This window comes from Leptothoe sp. EHU-05/26/07-4 (assembly GCF_043421015.1).
GTDB classification, from domain to species: domain Bacteria; phylum Cyanobacteriota; class Cyanobacteriia; order Phormidesmidales; family Phormidesmidaceae; genus Leptothoe; species Leptothoe turfae.
Map to the genome: position 1 here is coordinate 347,129 of NZ_JAXSQV010000006.1, position 18,832 is coordinate 365,960.

Here is an 18,832-nt window from a genome sequence, read left to right on the forward strand (position 1 = left end):
TTACAGTTTGCCGAGCTCTAGCACGCCTCTTTTAGGTGTAGAAAACTGGTACAGGCGGGATGGATGCGAAATCGTTCAATATTTTCGAGATTAATGGTAGGCAGCTCGTAGTGGCCCAGGTAAGCAGCGGCTAAGGTTGTGCGGCGGTTGGTGTGACGAGGTACCCACGCTTTGAGAAAACCAATTTTCCAGAGGATTTGTTTAAGCTCCAAATAATCCATGTCCAGAACCCAGGAGGATGCTTGCTCAACGTCATATTCACCACAGACGATGGCCAAAAGCAGATAGTCCAATTCCTCTTTGTTATAGTGACTGCGTTTGCCACGGAAAACTTCAAACACATCTAACAGGTAGGGATATTGAAACCGATATTCTGAAGCGAGGTCACGGGTTTTTTGTTCAGAATAGGATTCTTCGGCAGCTGCGATCGCAACCTCATCAATCCGTCGTCCTGCCAGGGAGTATTCAATGCGTTCAGCACAAAGCTTACAAAACTGTAGAAGCTCACGGGGACGTAGCTGAGTTCGATCAATAATATAGTCTAGAGTTTCCGTCCCACTCGCCTGCATTTGAGCCACAAATATTGACTGCCAAAGTTTTTGGGCATTGAGCTGAGCAGCTTGGGGGAACGAATGAACAATGCGGCGACCAATCAGTTCGAGCAGCTCGTTTTTGCCCCAACGAATGACCTCCACATCTTCGCGAATTTTCTGAGCATCTTCATAGATCTGAGGAATGTTATCAAATAACTCCTGTCGGATAGAAATGTATACTCGCAAATTAGGACTAATCAGATTAAGTTTTTGTGTAGCTTGAAATAAGCCAGCAATAAAAAATTTGGCATCCTCTGAATTGTCCCAACCCTTATCTAGTTCATCAATTAAAATCTTAATCTTGGTATTTTTTAGCACAGCTTGCAGACTGGGTAACAACGTTTTAATTTCATCCAGACTGTAGAGTGCTTGTAAGTCTTGGCTACGAAGACCGCCAGTTGCAGTACTTGTTTTGACCTGCTCAATACGCTTAAGGTAATTGACAAGCGTAATAATGGAGCTAGTTTGTTGAGATAACTTTTGGCTAGATACGTAGTCGTAGATGTTCTTGGTGGCACCTAGTAGTAGCCCTCGTTTAGTCTGGGCAATACTCTTGAATATCAGCGTATACAGCAAATATTGCCAAGCTACTGAATAAGCACTTTGTTTACGCCAAAACCCATCCTCTTCGCTCGTCAGATGCTCTGACAGTAGTTCATAAGAATACTCCTCAGGAGAAAGCTCTAGAACTAGATTCCCTTTACGAATTTCGGTTGCGGCTATGTATTTGAAGATAGCGCTTTTACCAGCCCCACGATTCCCGACCAAAATTGTCTTGCGGCCACTGAGAAATTTCTGATAGGTAGCATTCTGATAAAAGTATTCCGCCAAGCCAAGATTGATATCGCGCTCGGCAGAGTCTGACCCTAAATTGAGTTCCCTAATGTCTAATCGCATTGGACATAGGATGAGTACATTCCTGGATCAGTGTATCGCGTCCTTGAGATAGCCCATAGTACCGTCTAGGGTACCTATTGTTGAAACGCAAAAAAGCCGATGGAATTAACCCATCGGCTTATCATCAACTCGACTTAGAGCCTTAGTTCACCGCATTGAGTTAGGCAGTTGCAGCGCGCACCTCAAATGCGATCACCATATCGTTGAAGTCTTGGTCGCCACCACCAATGATGTCTTCAACACCAAAGGAGTTAATACCAGCTTGTCTGATTTGGTCAAAGCTACCGGAGCCTTGGTGACTAAAGAAGACCTCACCAGCAGAGGGATCAACACCATCAATGACGACATAGGTGCCAAGGAATACACCGTTGGTGATAGTTGCTTCAAAGGTGGTTACTTTGTCATTCTCACCTGTGAGTTGTACATTCAACTGTTTTGCTAGGGCGGCCTCTTTATAGCCTTCTTCCCCTGGACTGATAGTGGCCCTAGTCAGTTCATCGATAATAATGCGGCCATCCGCAAAATCTGTGACGTAGAAGCCAATAGTATTATCTAAACGTGCTTCACGATAGACCGTGAATGATACCTCAGATTGGCCAGTTAAGCCTGTCAAATCAATGGCTGCTGCATCGTTTAGCAGTAGGTTAGTCACCGATACTTCATTCGTTAATGTTGTTGTCAACTTAGTATTATTGCCAAAGTCTAGTGACACCTCTGTGGCACTAACAGAGGTAATTGTTGCCGTACGGATAACAGTGGTATTAGTCTTTAGATCAATCTCTTCGACTTCAAATTGGAAAAACGTTCCTGTCGCAATTTCGCTCTTTGTAAGACTGAAGCCAGGGGTATACTCTACAGGTAAGACACTGCCTTCAAGGACAGAAAAACTACCAAGCTGTTTACGGTTTTTGCCTTTGGCATCTGTTGTAAATATCCGGATTGTCTCAACCGAAACGTTGACAGAAGAACTAATGGTCAAGTTCAGGGACTGGGCGATGCCAAGCTCAGTGATTTCCAGAAGGTTGCCGGCTATTACAGTGAGCTTACTGCTGGCCCCTTGTGTGTTAGAGACAGTGTAGCTCTCATCTTTGGCAGGCTCACTATCCGGCAAAGCATTACCTACTAAGTCTGTAATATTTTGGGTGTCAGCCAGATCGATACCGACAGAACCATTGAAGGAGGCTAGATTTCCGCCGGAGACGGTGATGTTATAAACACGATCATTGACAGCAGTGACGTTAGTGATGCTGGCAGTGGTATTGCCATTGATGGAGAAGTCAGTAACATCAACATTTCGAACACCTTCATCAAAGGTGGCTTGGAATACTAGGGTATTGTCACTAGTTATTGCAGTGCCTGGTGTTAGGCGCTCAATACTAAGCAGTGTAGGCGGTACAGTTTCATTGCTGACCGTGTAGATTTCATTAGTTCCTGTGGGTGCAGCTACAGGGACAGCTACATTGGACAAGTTTGTAATATTTTGATTTGCAGCTAATGCGAGTCTAACAGGGCCGTTAAAGCTAGCTAAGTCGCCTCCACTTACTGTGATGTTATAGATACTGCTGCTGTTATTAACGGCAACAACACCAGTAACTGAGGCGGTGCTGCCTCCATTGACAACAAAATCTGTTGCATCAATTCCTTGAACGTCTTCACTAAATGTGACTTGAAAGACGAGAGTATCACTATTAGTTGTTGCGGTGGCTGGCGTTAGTCGCTCAATACTTGTTAGTGAAGGAACCAGGCTATTATCAACAGTGTAAACTTCATCTATAGCTGGTTCGCCGTTGGGTAGGGTATTACCTGCTATGTCAGCAATATTTTGGCCAACAGCAAGATCAAGCCCGACAGCACCATTGAAAGTAGCTAGGTTGCCACCACTAACCACAATGTCGTAAACACTTCCGTTAACTTGGGTGACGCCACTGATGGTAGCAGTTGTATTGCCATTGATAACAAAATCATTAGCATCAACATTTTGGACGTCTTCGTCGAACGTCACTCGGAACGTCAGTGTATCTGCATCAGTCGTTGCGTTGCCTGGTGTTTGTCGTGCGATGCTGGTGATTGAAGGAGCTGTTGTATCAGGATTGCCAGTCCCGACGAGCTCATAAGTTTGATTTCTTCCTACATTTGTAGGTACAGCACTGTTGTCTCCTGCGTCAATGATATCCCATGCATTAGACGGTGTAAGGCCTATGGTGCCAGTGAACGCCGGTAAATTAGGAACTTCAATGACAATGTCATATTGAGCATCATTTTGGTTAACGCTCGCAATAGAAATGATAGTAGCCCCGGTCACTCCAGTAATATCAAAGTCATCAGCTGTTACGTTGCTTACATCTGATGTAAAATTTGCTCGAAATATGAGTTGATTATCCGCAGTAAAAGTAGGGTCATTTATGTTATCACGGCGAGTAATTCTGTCAAGGCTTGCCATTGTATTTCTCTATAGTGAGTAAACGGTTAAGGGGGCAAGCCGCTAATCTGTTCCTGACAACCATGAACTCACGTAACAACATGAGCTCATGGCTTTATATTCAGACCATTTATCTATCAGCAGGTCTGTTCAGGAAACAACTTCACTAAACGCTTTAGTGACTTGAAGCGACTTACTCAATAATTTCACGTAGGGCCTGGTTGGTCCCGACTAAGCTCACGATGGTTACCGAGGCTTAATACAGCAATAAAAGGATTGTGAGGAAGATCTATTTTGGGACACGATATTGCTTTTTGGTGTCATTGACTGTGGAGTGAAACAGCTTTCTAGCGCCGTGTAAAAACGCACACTGAAACAACTCTGATATTGTTACGGAGATGTCTCAGGTAAAAAATATTGTTGTTGACTAGGGGGGAGAGTTATGATGCGATCGCACCTCTTGCCACCTGTAATTCCTGAATGCGTTCCAACGTGCCTGCGGGAATCGCTGAGATTAGCTGCTTGGTGTACGCTTGTTGTGGATTGTTGTAAATCTCATCGGCAGGGCCAAGTTCTTCAAGTCGACCCCGATTCATGACCATGATGCGATCGCTCATAAATTTCACTACGCCCAGATCATGGGAAATAAACACATAGGTCAGGCCAAATTCTTCCTGTAGTTCTTTGAGTAGGTTTAGCACCTGAGCCTGCACCGATACATCCAGGGCAGATACTGATTCATCGCAGATAATAAATTTAGGATTTAGAGCTAAAGCACGGGCAATGCAAATACGCTGACGCTGTCCGCCAGAAAACTCATGGGGAAACCGATTGACACAGCCAGGATCAATATCTACCCGTTCTAATAAATAGGCCACCCGTTCTTGTAGATTACGACGACTGCGGATGACTTTATGAATCTTTAACGGCTCAGCAATGGCTTGACCGATGCTCATACGTGGATCCAGTGAGCTAAAAGGATCTTGGAAAATGACCTGCATTTCGCGACGCAGCTTGCGCATTTCTCCTTTAGGCAACTGGCGAATGTTTTGTCCTTCAAAGAAAATGTTGCCGACGATGGGCTCAACCAATCGTAGTAGGGCACGTCCCAGGGTCGTCTTCCCACACCCTGACTCACCCACCAGACCAAACGTTTCACCCCGGTACACCTCAAAAGACACATCATCTACGGCCATAAAGGTGCGAGTCGTCTGCCCAAACATTCCTTTGACTGGATAACCGACTTTTAGGTTTTGTACCGTGATTAAAGGCGGCTCACCCCCCAGCTTTTCGAGACGACTGGCTGTTTCTTCTGCCGTGACCTGTGCTGTCAGAGTTGCTGCCTCATCGTTGTCAAAATGCCGAGCAAAGATTTTAAATTCACCGTTGGGCTCATCTTGAACCTGCATGTAGTCAGCTACGGTGGGGAGTTTGCGTAACCGTTGCTCAGGTCGGGGACGGCAGGCCAATAGCCCTTTTGTGTAAGGATGCTCTGGATTAGCAAAAATCTTATCCACAGACCCGTATTCAACAATTTTGCCGCGATACATAACGGCCACATCGTCGGCAATTTCGGCGATGGTGCCCAAGTCGTGGGTAATAAAAATCATCGACATAGAGCGCCGGTCCCGCAGATCTCGCAGCAGGTCCAAAATCAGAGCTTGGACAGTAACGTCGAGCGCGGTAGTGGGCTCATCGGCAATCAGGAGGTCTGGATCGCAGGCAATGGCCATCGCGATCATAACTCGCTGTAGCTGTCCCCCAGAGAGCTGATGAGGATAGCGCTTGAGCATAGCCTTTTTGCGCTGCTGCACTCCACGGGCAATAGCATTGCGGTCCTTAAGTTGCTGTTCTGTCGCAACGAGTGTGGCCAATTCTTCGTCACTGGGCAGCAGCTTGACCTCCTGTAGGCTGTCAATAACCTTGGCTTCTGCTTCTGCTTTGGTTACATTATGATGCTGCTGGATGGCTTCAATGAGCTGAAATCCACAGGTATAGACCGGATTTAAGGAACTCATGGGTTCCTGAAAAATCATTGATATCCGGCTGCCTCGATAATCTTGCATCTGTTTAGGAGAAGCCTGACACAGATTGGTAGGAGCAGCGTCTGCTTGGGCTGAGAAAAGGATTTCGCCGTTGGTAATTCTACCTGGAGGGTTAGGGACTAGCCCCATGACAGACAACGACGTGACCGATTTACCTGACCCTGACTCACCTACAATGCCTAGAGTTCTACCCCGTTTGACCTGAAATGAAATGCCATCAACTGCCTTGATCACGCCGTTGGCGGTATCGAATTCGACTTTTAAGTTGCGGACATCAAGGATGATTTCACTCATGGAGATAGTAGGTGCTAATCGTTAAAAGAGTACAGAACTGCTGCAATACTGTCGGATATTTAGGGCTAAAGCTTAATTATCAATGATGTTAGAAAACCTGGGTTTGCTTGTGTATTTATTTGGAGTAAGCCAACTATATTTAGAGTTATTAGAGTTAACCATTGAGACTTCGGCAAATCCGCGCTAGTGCCATTGTGCAAAGGATCGGTATTGTGAATTAGCCACTGCTTTTTCAAAATGCCCATGTCTCATGGGTGCGACGCGTATAGGTAGATTGTGTACGCTTAGTCCAGAATCATAGCAATCCTTCGCCGTTGATTATTGATATGTTGTTTCTCCTTCCACCATGGCCCAACTTGCGATCGCAGTTTTGATCGTTATCATCGGTTCCGCAATCTGTTCAGGTACTGAAGTGGCACTGCTGTCCATTCCTCTACTCAAAGCCCGACAGCTTGCTCAAAATCGTAACCCAGCGACGCTTGCCTTACTAGCTATTCGAGAAAAGGTCAGCCGCCCCATTGCTACCATCGTTATCCTCAATAATGTATTTAATATAGTCGGCAGTTTTGTCGTCAGTCGTATTGCTGCGGAGCTTTTTGGCAATCTGATGCTAGGCATTTTTTCTGGCATCCTCACATTTTTGATCATTCTGTTTGCCGAAATTGTCCCCAAAACCATTGGCGAACGTTATGCCGAGCAGTTTGCTTTGTTTGTGGCAATGCCTGTCCGCAGCCTCACCTGGCTGATGACGCCGATTATTTTAGTGCTAGAGAAATTAACTGCACCCTTGATCAAAGGCAATCAACGCCCCGTTACCAACGAAGCTGAAATCAAGCTGCTGGCAATGTTGGGCTATCAAGAAGGCTTGATTGAAGATGACGAGGCTGAGTTGATTCAAAAAGTCTTTCGGATGAATGACATTGCTGCGGAAGACATCATGACGCCTCGGGTAGCGATTACCTATATTCAAGGCAATCAATCCCTTGAATCAGCGCAGCAAGAAATCATGCAGTCGCAGCACAGCCGCATAATTGTCACAGGAGAAGACTTGGACGACGTGCTAGGTGTGGCCCTAAAAGCTGAGCTATTGGCAGCGTTAGTTCAGGGACGCGGCAAAGATCCGGTTACTAGCTGTATGCGTCAGGCTCGATATATTCCGGCCACTGAGCGTTCTGATAAGCTACTCAAAACTTTCCAGACGGCTCGTGAGCACTTAATGATTGTGGTTGATGAGTACGGAGGCGTGTCCGGTGTAGTGACCCTGGAGGATGTGTTGGAAGTCCTGATTGGTGAGATTGTCGATGAAACCGATCGGAATGTGGATTTACAGGCATTGGCTCGGCAGAGACGGCGACGATTGCTTCAGCGACAAGGATTTCAGACGGATCTAAAGCGAAGTCGGTAGTTGGTTTTGGATGTTTAATTTTTCTGCTCCAACGCTGGCCTGAGGTACTCGACATAAAGCTTTACATCGTCTGTTACGTAAAACTAACTCGGTAACATTACTGCCTGGCCCCATCATGCCAATGATTCGTTGAGTGGTCATTCTTAAGTAATATCCGGGGTGTTGCTAGTGTTTGGTATGAGCCAATCTGTGAAGTGTGAATAAACAGCAAACATAATAGGCATACGCAAACCTTAAATTAGCAATGAGACGTCCGGCGTTAAGGCTAATTATGGTGAAGTAATCTATTAGCCCTTACTGGAGTCAAATCGGTTCGCTATCTTAGCAACTGATAACTTCTAGTTTTGATTGCTATGTTAGTTATGATTTGACGATTCTATGGCTGTTGGTAGGGCTATGTTCCTGTGATTAGGAACTCGCTTTCCAATCGTTCGCTTACCCACTCCCGTTCAACTATGATCCATTCTGCTCGTTCGGCGGCTCAACCGCTTCGACTGGCCCAGTTTTTGACGTTTGTAAACGATTCAAAGCTGATGACGTTGAAGCGATGGCAGTCAGTAGTATGGGGTAGCGCTGTAGCGTTAGGGGTGGCGATATGTGGACCAGTGCAAGCGGCCGAGCGGGTGAATATTCAAGTAGGGCCAATTAAGCAGACGCTCTATGTTAGCGATCTTGAAGAATTTGCTAAAACTGGCCAGGTTCCAGATCGACTGCGGCTTTATGAGTCTTTTTTAACACCTGAACTTCGAACAATGCTAAATAATCGGGTGGTGCTTGATCCGGCGATGGCGGATCGCATGGTGGCTGATATTTTGGCATCGCCCAACGGTGAGTTATTACTGGATTCTTTAGCTCGTGTTGCGCCAGGATTAACTGTGGAGCAAATTCGGGGCGCGATTCGTTTAGCGGCTAAACAGACCAATGGTTTGAATATGCTTGGGGTACTGAGGGCAGTGCCCCAAGACACGTTAGATGTAGACCTAACGTCGGCATTAGCACTTGTATCGCAGCTTAATCTGTCCCGGTTAGAAGGGGACGCGCTCAGTAGCGTACTAGAGCAAGAACTGCTGGTGAGCGATGACATTGACCTACCTGACGATATCGACCCCACAACGGTAGGTCCCATGGGGGTGACCCAGCGCTCATATAAGTTTGTAGATAGCGATCGCAACCGGCTAATTCCGCTGGATGTATATGTGCCAGATGAAGCCTTTGTGGAAGAGGCACCGCTGGTTGTTTTGTCCCATGGGTTTGCTGCCGATCGGCATTTTCTCACCTATGTGGGTGAGCATTTGGCTTCCTATGGCTTCACGGTGGTGGCTGTGGAGCATGTGGGCAGTAATGTTGAAGCCCTCAGTAATACTCCCTTGGATCCGACGGCAGTGGAAGAGCCGAGCCGCATTTTACCAGCTAGCGAATTTTTGGATCGTCCGCGTGATGTCAGCTATGTTCTTGACCGCCTGGATTGGATGGAACAGGTGTCACCCATGTTGGAGGGTAAATTTGATACCGAGCGGGTAGTCTTGATTGGCCATTCTCTAGGCGGCTATACCGGTTTTGCTTTAGCGGGAGCACAGCTAGATTTATCTGCTTTGCCTTCCTTTTGTGACAGTCTGACGCCAGTGGGCTTATCGCCTGCCGATTGGCTACAGTGTGCGGCAGTCGAGCTACCTGAGGTAACAGCGGATCTGAGAGATTCCCGCATTATCCAAGTGATAGCAATGAATCCGCTGGTCGGTCGATTATTTGGTCGTAAGGGGTTGGCGGATGTCAATGTACCCAGCGTTATTTTGACCGGCACTAAGGATGGGGTGACGCCTACATTAGCTCAACAGCTAGGGCCGTTTAATCAATTGAGTGGACCCGATAATCATTTAGTTGCGGTGATTGGCGGCACCCATCTCAGTGTGGGCGATCCGGAAAATGTGAATGAAGCGCTGACTCAGATTCCGTTTATGCCAGAATTGTCCGGTGAGCAGGCCGCTACTCTACGGGAATATTTAAGGGCGCTTTCCTTGAGTGTGACGATGCAGCACACGTCTGGGGCGAAAAACTATAACGTCTTTTTGGAGCCAGCTTATGCACAGCAGTTTTCTACGGGAATGTTGCCGATACGCATGACCCAAACTTTACCTGAAAGTGTTAAGGGCTGGTTAAGAACGGTGGCTCCTGAGCAAGCTCGTGCTGAAGGAGAAACGTTGCGCTCATGGGTACATTTAAAAACCTTTGATGCGCGCAAGTCGGTGGGTAATGCACATCGTCGGATGATGGCCTATTTGCGCCAAGAGCAGGTGTCGATTACGGTGCTCTACTGGCCTATGAGATTACCTTGGATCTAAGTAGGATAGGGTTTGAATTGATTAGGTAGATTTGGATCGTTGTAGATCTAATAAGGCCGCCGATTCCCTGGGGCTGACTAGACTGTTGGCGCAGAGAATGCCTGAGGCAGCGACGGCGGGGACACCGATACCCGGAATGGTGCTATCTCCTACTCGATAAAGCCCTTTAATGGGGGTTTTACAACTTGGGAATAGGCCTTGCCCAGCGGCGATAGCGGGGCCGTAGGTGCCTTGGTGGCGGCGGAGAAACCGCTGGTGAGTAAGCGGGGTGCCGATGAGTTTGAGAGTGATGCGATCGCAAATATCTGGAATCACTTTTTGCAATGCCCGCATCAATGGTTTTGCCTTTGCTTCTTTTTTGGCTCCATAGCCTGCATCCCGCTGCCAGTCTTGCCAGGGCTCTAGCGTGTAGGCATGCACCACATGATGTCCTTCGGGAGCCAATGTGGGGTCTAGCACAGACGGAATAGAGATCATACAGGTATTACCAGGGGTGGTGATGTCTGTGTCTGTGTCATGCACCACTACATGGTGAACCGTTAAATCATCTAGACCCTCAGCCTGGATGCCTAGATGGAGATGCATAAAGCTATCAACCGCTGGTGTCTCCAAAGACTTTTGACGATAGCCCATGGGCAGATCAGTGTCGTCCAGTAGGTGATTGTAGGTATCCCATAGGGTGGCATTCGAGATCACCTTATCAGCGCGTATGCGTTCACCGTTTTTGAGAATCACCCCTTGTGCTTGATTCCGGTCGGTCCAAATTTTGCTGACATGGGTACCTAAGCGCAGTTCGCCACCCCAGCGCTTGAAACCTCGGATCAGGGCATCCACCAAAGCGCCGCTACCCCCCATGGGATAGTCAATGACAGATGCCGCTCGCTCCCCAAACATAAATGCCATTTCAGGGGCAACAGTCTCATGGGACTTCATACCTGAAAGCAAAAAACATTCAAGATCAATCAACTGCCGTAACCAAGGATCGTGGACTGTTTCATCTACAAAATCTCCCATCGAACGCCCTAAGCTCCGAAGTTGAGGGAGCAGCTGCAGCATAGCTGTAGGGAAACGTTGGGCTAGTAGCGGAAACAGCCAACCATCTGCCCGTAGGGCTAAGGCGGGGATTGACCCTAGGGGACGGTATATCGCTAGCATTTTGTCTGTTAGGGCCTGGAGTTCTTGCGCTGCCTGAGGGTTGAACTCAGCTAAAGAGGCCTGATATCGTTTGGCATCACCATAAATGGCCAGCGTGCGCTCGGGGAAGTGGTAATGTCCCAGTGGGTCATAAGCGACAGTGTTAACCTTTTCCCCCAAGGCATTCAGCACCTCTCGCAACGGGTTACAGGATGTCGGATCGGCCAGACCACAGTAAAAAGACGGCCCAGAATCAAAGGTAAACCCCTGACGCTGAAATGCATGGGCCGCACCACCCGGTAATGTGTGACTCTCACACACCAAAACCCGCCGACCGTAGCGAGTGAGTAAGCCTGCGGCTACTAAGCCACCAATGCCACTGCCGATGACGACGACGTCCAACGATTCCATAGGTATTATTTTTATCTACAGGTAGAGACGTTTCATAGAACGCCTCTACATTGTCCTATGGTGTGTTTATCGGATCAAAACCTGCTCAATCTGCGGTAGGTATTCACGCACAGCCATTTCTTCCTCAGGATGAATATCCTTGAGTTGATTAATTCGCCAAAGAGTGGAGCTTTCTAGTTCTTGCGCTTCTTGCTGTAAGCGAAGATATTCGTCTGTGGCTTCAGGCTGATTACTAATTTGACTGAGGCGTCGAGTGATGGCATCGCGTTCACGATCCCGATACTCATTGGCGGCCTGGATCTGGGCTACAGCACCACCAGATTTAACGACAGCGTACACATCCATAAGTCGTTGATACTTATCTAAATAATTAGAATCCACGTTTTTTACAACGGGATTACTAAGTACATTCCTTGATTTAGCAAGTCGCTTACGCCGAAGCCACCACTGTAAAATCACTGGAATGGATGTTTGACTAAGTAAAGTCTTTTCGGAAAGCAGATGCATAGTTACAAACCTCATGGACTAAACCGGAAGGTCGAAGCTAATTCCCCGAGGGGGTAATATTTAATACTAAGGCGTTATTGGCATACTTGGTGCCTTATCTACGTACATCTTTAATAATGTCTATCTGACGGGGTTAGAACGCTGATCCAATCCTTGTTAAAGGTATTTGTCAAGATCTCTAATGGCGTAATTTGTCACAATGCTCAAGGCAGTATTTTGGGGTTTCCATGGCGTCATCATCAATGACGATGACATTCATCCACAGCTGATTGCTCAGTTGCTGTTGTCGGAAAACCTACGGTTTGACCTGGAGGAATACCAGGAGATGTATCTTGGCCGTAGTGACCGAGCCAGATTGACAGCGATTTTGCAGACACGAGGCCGATTTGTCCGAGATGACTACTTAGATGGTCTACTGCGGAAAAAGGCTGAAGGCTATGGGGAATGGTTGCGATCGCAACCTAAGCTTGCCCTTTATGCAGGGGTAGATGACCTGTTGTATCGAATTCGCAGCAAACAATATGTCACAGCTATTGTGACTGGAGCCCAACGAGCTGATGTAGAACAGGTGTTGACTGCGGCAAAGCTCACTGATCAGTTTTCGTTGGTTGTGTCTGCTAGTGATATGCCTGTGGCGACTAGCAAACCTGCTCCTGACAGCTATCTTGCCGCCATTGATCAGTTGAACCTGTTGAATCCTGAGTTGGCCCTAACGCCCCAAAACTGTTTGGCGATCGAGTCTTGTTTTGCGGGTGTCGAAGCCGCTAAGGCGGCTAATATTCCTGTCGTGGGCGTCGCTCAAATCTATCCGTATCACATGATGCAGCGCTGTGCGACCTGGGCCGTAGACTACTTGAGCGAAATTGACTTTGATTGGATTGCCCCTCGTTATGAACGGGGATCGAATGCAGCTACCATGGAGGAAAAGCCAGCTGTGTAACCGTTCCAGGAGAGTGTTTGATAATGAAAGTGGCAGTAACTGGGGCAACCGGATTTGTAGGATCTCGCTTAGTGCAGCGGCTCCATGAAGCGGGGCATCAAATTAAAGTATTTACCCGTAACCCTGAGCGAGCCAGAAAAGTATTCCCGGCATCTGTGTTTAATCAGGTTGAGATCGTTGGTTACACTCCACAAGAGTCGGGAGATTGGCAGGCAGAAATTTCTGGTTGTGATGGCGTGATTAACTTGGCTGGTGAGGCTATTTCAGAACGCTGGACCCCTGAGCGTAAACGGGAAATCATGAGTAGCCGTGTCATCGGCACAGAGAAAATTGTCGAAGCCATCGGTCAGGCGGCTGTTAAGCCTAAGGTGCTTGTTAATGCTTCTGCTATTGGCTTTTATGGCACCAGCGAAACGGCAGAGTTTTATGAAACGAGTGAGCCGATTCATCAGGATTTTCTGTCTCAGGTTTGCCAGGAATGGGAAAAGGCTGCAGATAGGGTGACGGCCCATGGCACACGACTTGTCATAATCCGTATTGGGATTGTATTGGGCATGGGTGGTGCGATCGCAAAGATGATCACCCCCTTTAGACTTTATGCGGGCGGTCCCATTGGTAGTGGCAAACAATGGTTTTCCTGGGTGCATCGTGACGATCTGGTTAGCCTATTTATGCAAGGTTTAACCGATGAAAAAATGTCCGGTGTTTACAACGGTACAGCCCCTCATCCTGTGCTCATGTCTGAGCTATGTGATGCCTTAGGTAAAGTGATGAACCGGCCCTCCTGGTTACCCGTCCCTGACTTTGTCATTGAGACTTTGTTAGGCGATGGTGCAGTGGTTGTGCTGGAAGGTCAGAAAGTTTTACCAGAGCGCACTCAATCCACCGGATTTTCCTTCGCCTATCCCAAAGTGGAGCCCGCCCTGCGAGAAATAGTAGTGGAGTAGAGTTGTCTGCTACTACTGCACTACCTGTGCTCCATGACTCCGAGGATCATCGGCTGAACCTGACGGCTCTAAAGCAGTTTCCACATCCGAGGTTTGTCCCTCAGCCTGGGCATACGGCAGCTCGTTTCCAGCTACTAACGCTGCCAGGTTCTCTGCCAGGACTGCCCTTGGAATTTCACCAATGGCTGCCCCGGCATCGTTCCCGGTCTCAGTCAGAAATGCAAAGTGGGGGATGCCATCTACCCGGTAGTGCAACATTTCTGGTAGCCACTTATTGTTATCCACATTCAGCATGACGAAATTCACATCCTGCTGAAACTCACTTTTGAGTTGCTGTAAATCGCCAGCCATGGCCTGGCAGCTAGTGCACCAATTAGCATAAAACTCCACTAGAGTGGGTTTTCCATTGGTGATCGCCTCATTTAGCGGTACAGATGCTTCTGCCATATCTGAAAGAGACGCCGAGGGGGTACGGGTTTGCAGCCCCAGGACCACGGCTACACTGAGCACCACAGCTACACTTACCACCACAAAATTTCGCAACCGTTGCCCTAGACCACCAGCTTCAGGGGAGTTAACCGACATAGAATAAAAAAGCGCCCGTGGCGTCATTACAGCGTCTTCTTTAGTCTAGCGGAATGAAAAAGCGTGTTACCCTGACCTTTCCAAAACAGACAGTGAATATGCCTATTACCTATCGGCTGGCGAAGGATTTTAATGTCGCAGCCAATATTATTCGTGCACAGGTGGCACCGAATCGAGTGGGTAAGGGAGTAATAGAGCTATCTGGTGACATTGATCAACTAGATGAAGCGATTGAATGGATGCGTAACCAGGGCATTGGCGTGTCCCTATCTAGTCGCGAAATTCTCATTGACGAAGACCTTTGTGTCCACTGCGGTCTATGTACAGGCGTTTGTCCCACAGGTGCTCTCCGATTAGATCCCGAGAGTTTCAAACTCGTTTTTAACCGCGCTCAATGTATTGTGTGCGAGCAATGTATTCCCACATGCCCAGTCCAGGCTATTTCTACTAACCTGTGATGACACTGATAAAAAAATTGCCTTGGTTGTCGTCACTGCTTTTATTACTGGCCTATATGGGCTTTGGTGCCTTTTTACATTCTCGTCACAGCTCCGACTTTATCTGGTGGCTAGCAGTCATTTATGCAGTACTGGAATCAGCATTACTAACCATCATTTGGAAACCCTTACGCAACTTTTTTTTGCTTGGGTTTAAATCTGATATTGGCTATACGATCATGGCTTTGGTCATCGCCTCCCTAGCTGTAGTTGTTGTGTCCTGGATTCAGATTTTTGTCTATTTCCTCGTAATGTTAGCAGCAGCACTTTTACTACGGGTAGAGCTACTGATTCGCGATATTGGGAACAATTTAGCCTTTGTCACAATTCTATTGTTATCCCTCATGGGACTAGCACTGAGTCGATTAACGACAGAGCTGATTATGGCGCATGGCAATATGGATCCAACCATCATTGGACTATGGACACTATAGGAATCGGCATACGCCAAATCGCGTAGGCTTTGCTTTAAGCGATGCTAATAACAGCACAAGCGTTTAACTGTTGCCCCTACCTCGTGAGCTTCATGCTCTCGGGGTACTTTTTTATTTAAAAGATGCAATGCTCAAAAAATGCATCCCATAGGTGACACACCCTTAACAAAGTACACAAGCCAATAAGCTATAGAAGCAGTATCGCCAATAGCGGTAGAAATGGACGCTCTATAAAGCGTCACAAAAATAATCGTTCAGTAGTTTTCTTGAGCGATGCTAATAACAGCACAAGCGTTTAACTGTTGCCCCTACCTCGTGAGCTTCATGCTCTCGGGGTATTTTTTTATTTAAGAACAACTAGCAAAGGGATGGTCGTAATTCGACCCAACTAAACAATAACTATATAGTTATTGTTCGTAGTCTTTAACAAAGAGCCAAATATAGGTGGTAGATGCACCATAAGAGTATCATAGCTCACACGACTGAAACCCATGCTGTAAATAAATTATGGACACTATAGGAATCGGCATAGGCCAAACCGCGTAGGCTTTTTTTTAGGCGACTCTAATAACAGCACAAGCGTTTAACTGTTGCCCCTACCTCGTGAGCTCTACGCTCTCGGGGTACTTTTTTATTTAAAGGTAATGGGTGAGCCAGCATCACATTTAAGAATGAGAGCAGGGTGAATGCGTTATGGGATTAAGGGGGAGTCGCTGATGGTTAATGGGGGTACTGCGCGATGCTTGCAAGCTAAGACCAGTTTGCAAGCGTTATGAACGGGTAAATACACCATAAGAGTTCCGTGACTAGCACAGCTAGAAATATCGCTGTGATGGCATTATGGACACTCTAGAAATCGACACAAAAATACAGCGTTTAGGGAATTGTCTAAGCGACTCTAATAACAGCACAAGCGTTTAACTGTTGCCCCTACCCTGTGATACACCTTGGTGTTTCCAGGGTACTTTTTTATCTATTGAGCCGTGAAAGCGGAGAGGCTCTGTACACGCCTACAAAGTTGCAAGGAGGGCGACTCAGCTATATCAGGATTTGATTAAGCTGGTTGCCGCCTTTCTTTGTACCCATTCGGTGATTAATGAATTCACCAGTTCGGGTGCTTCATCTTGGGGACAATGGCCCACTCCTTCGAGTGGCATGAATTGTTCGACGACTTCATATTTGCTGAGTTCCCGACCTAGTTGAATGGGTTCCCACGGATCAGCCTCACCCCATAGCATCAGCACAGGACAGGACAGCTGAGGTAACAAATCTTCAGGCAGTGGCCCCTGGGAATAGCTGATAAAGGCTACGAATACATCCACAGCTGCAGGATCGCGAGCGGGCGTCAGCAGTAGCTCAATGAGTTCATTGGTAACGGCCTCTTTGCGACCATAGGCCTGCCTCAGAATATTTTTGAGTGTTTTGGGCTTGGCTAAGCGAGAGAAGAAAAACTTGCCAATGGGTTTGTAGTTGAGAATGGCCTGGATGAGGGGTGTGGGTGCACTGCGATACCAGGGAAGGGTGGCACGTTTACGATCGTGCAGTAATCGCAAGGAGCAATCAAGAACAACAAGACCGAGAACCTGGGACGGAGCCATGGTAGCGGCTTGCATAGCCACGATACAGCCAATGGAGTTACCTACGAAAAAACCAGGCTCACCAATGATCTCCCGACAAAAATCGATCACTTGCTGCCCCCAGGTTTCGAACGTGTAGTTGATGGGGGCACCGGGTGTGGGTTTAGCAGACTGGCCATAGCCGATCAGGTCAATGGCATAGACGCGATGGCTGCGTCCTAAGTCAGGTAGGTTTTTGCGCCAATGATCACTGTGGGCTCCAAAGCCATGGATTAGGAGTAGAGGTGGTCCTTGGGTTCCAGCCGTTTGATAACGGATTGAAAAGTTTTGCCAGGTCCAAAAGTGGGTGGTAGGAAGTGTCATGGTGATGTGGCGCGATCGTGCTTTGAATGTCTCTGCCTAGAGCTAAAATCAGGCTAGGTGGATTATTGATTGATTGTTAAGACATATAAAGAAGTATAAGCGCAGATTCTAGTCGGTTCGTTCGCTTGAGTGTACGCGCATTGAACAAGTCTGTATGGATTTTTTTCAAATACGGTGGTGTTATCCCGCGCTCAATTTGCTCTGACGGCTATTTTTCATATGCTGGCCAGTGCTGACAATAGGCATGACCATTTATTTTGTAGTTCTGGAGGGCCTTTGGCTACGGACGAAGAATAAGGAGTATTACCACCATGCTCGATTTTGGTCCAAGCTATATGTGCTCAACTTCGGTATTGGGGTGGCGTCGGGCCTACCCATGGAGTTTCAATTTGGTACGAACTGGGCTCCGTTTTCAGAGGCTGTGGCCATGGAGACAACTCTAGCAGAACTCGTGCCGAATCAGCGACCGGTTGAGGCTCAGCAGTAAGCCTGACTGTCTGATGTATGTCTATCTCTCCAACTCTTCTTGAGTTCTAACTCTCTTTAGCTATCCCTTTGTCTCACTGTTTGGTACTCTGTGTTCAAGACTGTCTTTGAATGACTAAGAGAGCTTTGAAAGCTAAGAGTTGGAGGGGGCTGATACATCTCTTGTTTGAGTTAAAGGTCAAGCCTAAGAGATGCTCGGGCTATTTGACAGTATTTGAAAGGGTTTTTGTAAATACTCTTTTGTAAACTCTCAATGGATGCCCTTCTGCATTTTCTCCCGCAAGTTTGATTTGTTATTTTCGCGCTTTTTCTTCTACTTTATGTCATGCTCGATGGCTTTGATTTAGATATGGGTATTCTCTCGTTGACTGCATCAACAGAAAAAGGGATCTCCGTGGATACAGCGGGTCATTTTGTGGGTGGTACTTTTGATTGGCTGGATTGGCGTTCAGCTTTGGTGGCGCTTACCTTGATTTAAGAGTATGTGTTGATTGGGTCTACCTATTTGATTTGGAAGACTGAAGGAGAACTGCAACAAACGCACTATACGACGGCTAAGATTGCGGCTTGAACGACTTTGTTGGATGCGATCGCAATTACCATTGCCACACCAATTGTTTACCAAAACGCCCGTGAACGACTGTTTCATTATCCCGAAGTTGTTGTCTTTTCTATGATTCTAATTTTGGGTGTATTGTTGGTGGTTTTGTTGCTGCAAGGTTTGAGTCAACAACGAGAGAAGTTGCCTTTTCTTTGGGCAATCTTGATCTTTCTCCTAACGTTTATAGGGTTAGGGTTGATTGTTTTTCCCTACATTATTCCGCCTAGTATTACTATTTGTCAGGCAGCAGCATCTCCTAGTTCTCTCGTCTTTATGATCATCTTCATTGGATTTTTGATCCCCCAAAATATTGCAACATAAACAGAGAATATTCTTCTACCTTACGGGCATAATCTGT

13 protein-coding genes and 2 pseudogenes are annotated in these 18,832 nt (G+C 47.1%); 8 read left to right on the plus strand and 7 right to left on the minus strand.

Annotation, left to right across the window (positions count from 1 at the left end; translation table 11 throughout):
* Positions 1–17 precede the first annotated feature (17 nt).
* From U2F10_RS23600 to U2F10_RS23610, 3 genes are all read right to left on the minus strand, one after another.
* Positions 18–1,490 (minus strand): P-loop ATPase, Sll1717 family, encoded by a 1,473-nt coding sequence (locus tag U2F10_RS23600; RefSeq protein ID WP_163671227.1) that lies wholly within the window; start codon positions 1,488–1,490, stop codon positions 18–20.
* A gap of 160 nt (positions 1,491–1,650) precedes the next feature.
* Positions 1,651–3,930 carry a hypothetical protein gene (locus U2F10_RS23605; protein WP_499873412.1) on the minus strand — a complete coding sequence of 760 codons (2,280 nt, stop codon included), beginning with the start codon at positions 3,928–3,930 and terminating at the stop codon, positions 1,651–1,653.
* 419 nt (positions 3,931–4,349) lie between these two features.
* On the minus strand, positions 4,350–6,248 hold the full coding sequence (locus U2F10_RS23610; RefSeq protein WP_499867759.1) for an ABC transporter ATP-binding protein: 1,899 nt from the start codon (positions 6,246–6,248) through the stop codon (positions 4,350–4,352).
* A 346-nt stretch (positions 6,249–6,594) separates the two neighbouring features.
* On the opposite strand from U2F10_RS23610, the gene U2F10_RS23615 reads away from it, so the two are divergent.
* Together U2F10_RS23615 and U2F10_RS23620 are read left to right on the plus strand one after the other, a co-directional pair.
* Entirely contained in the window at positions 6,595–7,653 is a 1,059-nt protein-coding gene (locus U2F10_RS23615; RefSeq protein WP_163671230.1) for a hemolysin family protein, read from the plus strand.
* 455 nt (positions 7,654–8,108) lie between these two features.
* The gene (locus tag U2F10_RS23620) at positions 8,109–9,992 is read left to right on the plus strand and encodes an alpha/beta hydrolase (RefSeq protein WP_163671231.1); all 1,884 of its coding nucleotides are present in this window, start codon (positions 8,109–8,111) and stop codon (positions 9,990–9,992) included.
* Positions 9,993–10,013: 21 nt separating this feature from the next.
* On the opposite strand, the gene U2F10_RS23625 is transcribed toward U2F10_RS23620, so the two are convergent.
* Both U2F10_RS23625 and U2F10_RS23630 read right to left on the minus strand, forming a co-directional pair.
* Positions 10,014–11,537 (minus strand): phytoene desaturase family protein, encoded by a 1,524-nt coding sequence (locus U2F10_RS23625; RefSeq protein ID WP_499873413.1) that lies wholly within the window; start codon positions 11,535–11,537, stop codon positions 10,014–10,016.
* A 66-nt stretch (positions 11,538–11,603) separates the two neighbouring features.
* Positions 11,604–12,044, minus strand: coding sequence for a hypothetical protein (locus U2F10_RS23630; RefSeq protein ID WP_006516695.1), 441 nt, complete (start codon positions 12,042–12,044; stop codon positions 11,604–11,606).
* A 199-nt stretch (positions 12,045–12,243) separates the two neighbouring features.
* Between U2F10_RS23630 and U2F10_RS23635 the strand changes: the two genes are divergently transcribed.
* Entirely contained in the window at positions 12,244–12,984 is a 741-nt protein-coding gene (locus U2F10_RS23635) for an HAD family hydrolase (protein WP_499873414.1), read from the plus strand.
* Between the two features lie 23 nt (positions 12,985–13,007).
* Positions 13,008–13,931: a thylakoid membrane protein ThyD gene (gene thyD / locus U2F10_RS23640; RefSeq protein WP_499867758.1), complete on the plus strand. Its 924-nt coding sequence runs from the start codon at positions 13,008–13,010 to the stop codon at positions 13,929–13,931.
* Positions 13,932–13,943: 12 nt separating this feature from the next.
* On the opposite strand, the gene U2F10_RS23645 is transcribed toward thyD, so the two are convergent.
* On the minus strand, positions 13,944–14,516 hold the full coding sequence (locus U2F10_RS23645; protein ID WP_163671235.1) for a thioredoxin family protein: 573 nt from the start codon (positions 14,514–14,516) through the stop codon (positions 13,944–13,946).
* Positions 14,517–14,569: 53 nt separating this feature from the next.
* Between U2F10_RS23645 and U2F10_RS23650 the strand changes: the two genes are divergently transcribed.
* Both U2F10_RS23650 and U2F10_RS23655 read left to right on the plus strand, forming a co-directional pair.
* Positions 14,570–14,974, plus strand: a complete 405-nt coding sequence (locus U2F10_RS23650; RefSeq protein ID WP_006516691.1) for an NIL domain-containing protein — start codon at positions 14,570–14,572, stop codon at positions 14,972–14,974.
* Complete coding sequence (locus U2F10_RS23655) at positions 14,974–15,447, plus strand: hypothetical protein (protein WP_163671236.1); 474 nt, start codon at positions 14,974–14,976, stop codon at positions 15,445–15,447. Before U2F10_RS23650 ends, U2F10_RS23655 begins: the two co-directional genes overlap by 1 nt.
* Before the next feature lie 1,043 nt (positions 15,448–16,490).
* On the opposite strand, the gene U2F10_RS23660 is transcribed toward U2F10_RS23655, so the two are convergent.
* The gene (locus U2F10_RS23660) at positions 16,491–17,387 is read right to left on the minus strand and encodes an alpha/beta fold hydrolase (RefSeq protein ID WP_163671237.1); all 897 of its coding nucleotides are present in this window, start codon (positions 17,385–17,387) and stop codon (positions 16,491–16,493) included.
* Positions 17,388–17,606: 219 nt separating this feature from the next.
* Between U2F10_RS23660 and U2F10_RS23665 the strand changes: the two are divergent.
* Together U2F10_RS23665 and U2F10_RS23670 are read left to right on the plus strand one after the other, a co-directional pair.
* Positions 17,607–17,811: pseudogene (locus U2F10_RS23665) on the plus strand (cytochrome ubiquinol oxidase subunit I); the annotation flags it as partial.
* 387 nt (positions 17,812–18,198) lie between these two features.
* Positions 18,199–18,795 (plus strand): annotated as a pseudogene (locus U2F10_RS23670) (cytochrome d ubiquinol oxidase subunit II).
* Positions 18,796–18,832 lie beyond the last annotated feature (37 nt).

Bases quoted from the DNA above. Each gene is read 5' to 3' on its own strand.
- U2F10_RS23600 (WP_163671227.1), bottom strand. From the start codon at position 1,490: ATGCGATTAGACATTAGGGAACTCAATTTAGGGTCAGACTCTGCCGAG.
- U2F10_RS23605 (WP_499873412.1), bottom strand. From the start codon at position 3,930: ATGGCAAGCCTTGACAGAATTACTCGCCGTGATAACATAAATGACCCT.
- U2F10_RS23610 (WP_499867759.1), bottom strand. From the start codon at position 6,248: ATGAGTGAAATCATCCTTGATGTCCGCAACTTAAAAGTCGAATTCGAT.
- U2F10_RS23615 (WP_163671230.1), top strand. From the start codon at position 6,595: ATGGCCCAACTTGCGATCGCAGTTTTGATCGTTATCATCGGTTCCGCA.
- U2F10_RS23620 (WP_163671231.1), top strand. From the start codon at position 8,109: ATGATCCATTCTGCTCGTTCGGCGGCTCAACCGCTTCGACTGGCCCAG.
- U2F10_RS23625 (WP_499873413.1), bottom strand. From the start codon at position 11,537: ATGGAATCGTTGGACGTCGTCGTCATCGGCAGTGGCATTGGTGGCTTA.
- U2F10_RS23630 (WP_006516695.1), bottom strand. From the start codon at position 12,044: ATGCATCTGCTTTCCGAAAAGACTTTACTTAGTCAAACATCCATTCCA.
- U2F10_RS23635 (WP_499873414.1), top strand. From the start codon at position 12,244: ATGCTCAAGGCAGTATTTTGGGGTTTCCATGGCGTCATCATCAATGAC.
- thyD (WP_499867758.1), top strand. From the start codon at position 13,008: ATGAAAGTGGCAGTAACTGGGGCAACCGGATTTGTAGGATCTCGCTTA.
- U2F10_RS23645 (WP_163671235.1), bottom strand. From the start codon at position 14,516: ATGTCGGTTAACTCCCCTGAAGCTGGTGGTCTAGGGCAACGGTTGCGA.
- U2F10_RS23650 (WP_006516691.1), top strand. From the start codon at position 14,570: ATGAAAAAGCGTGTTACCCTGACCTTTCCAAAACAGACAGTGAATATG.
- U2F10_RS23655 (WP_163671236.1), top strand. From the start codon at position 14,974: ATGACACTGATAAAAAAATTGCCTTGGTTGTCGTCACTGCTTTTATTA.
- U2F10_RS23660 (WP_163671237.1), bottom strand. From the start codon at position 17,387: ATGACACTTCCTACCACCCACTTTTGGACCTGGCAAAACTTTTCAATC.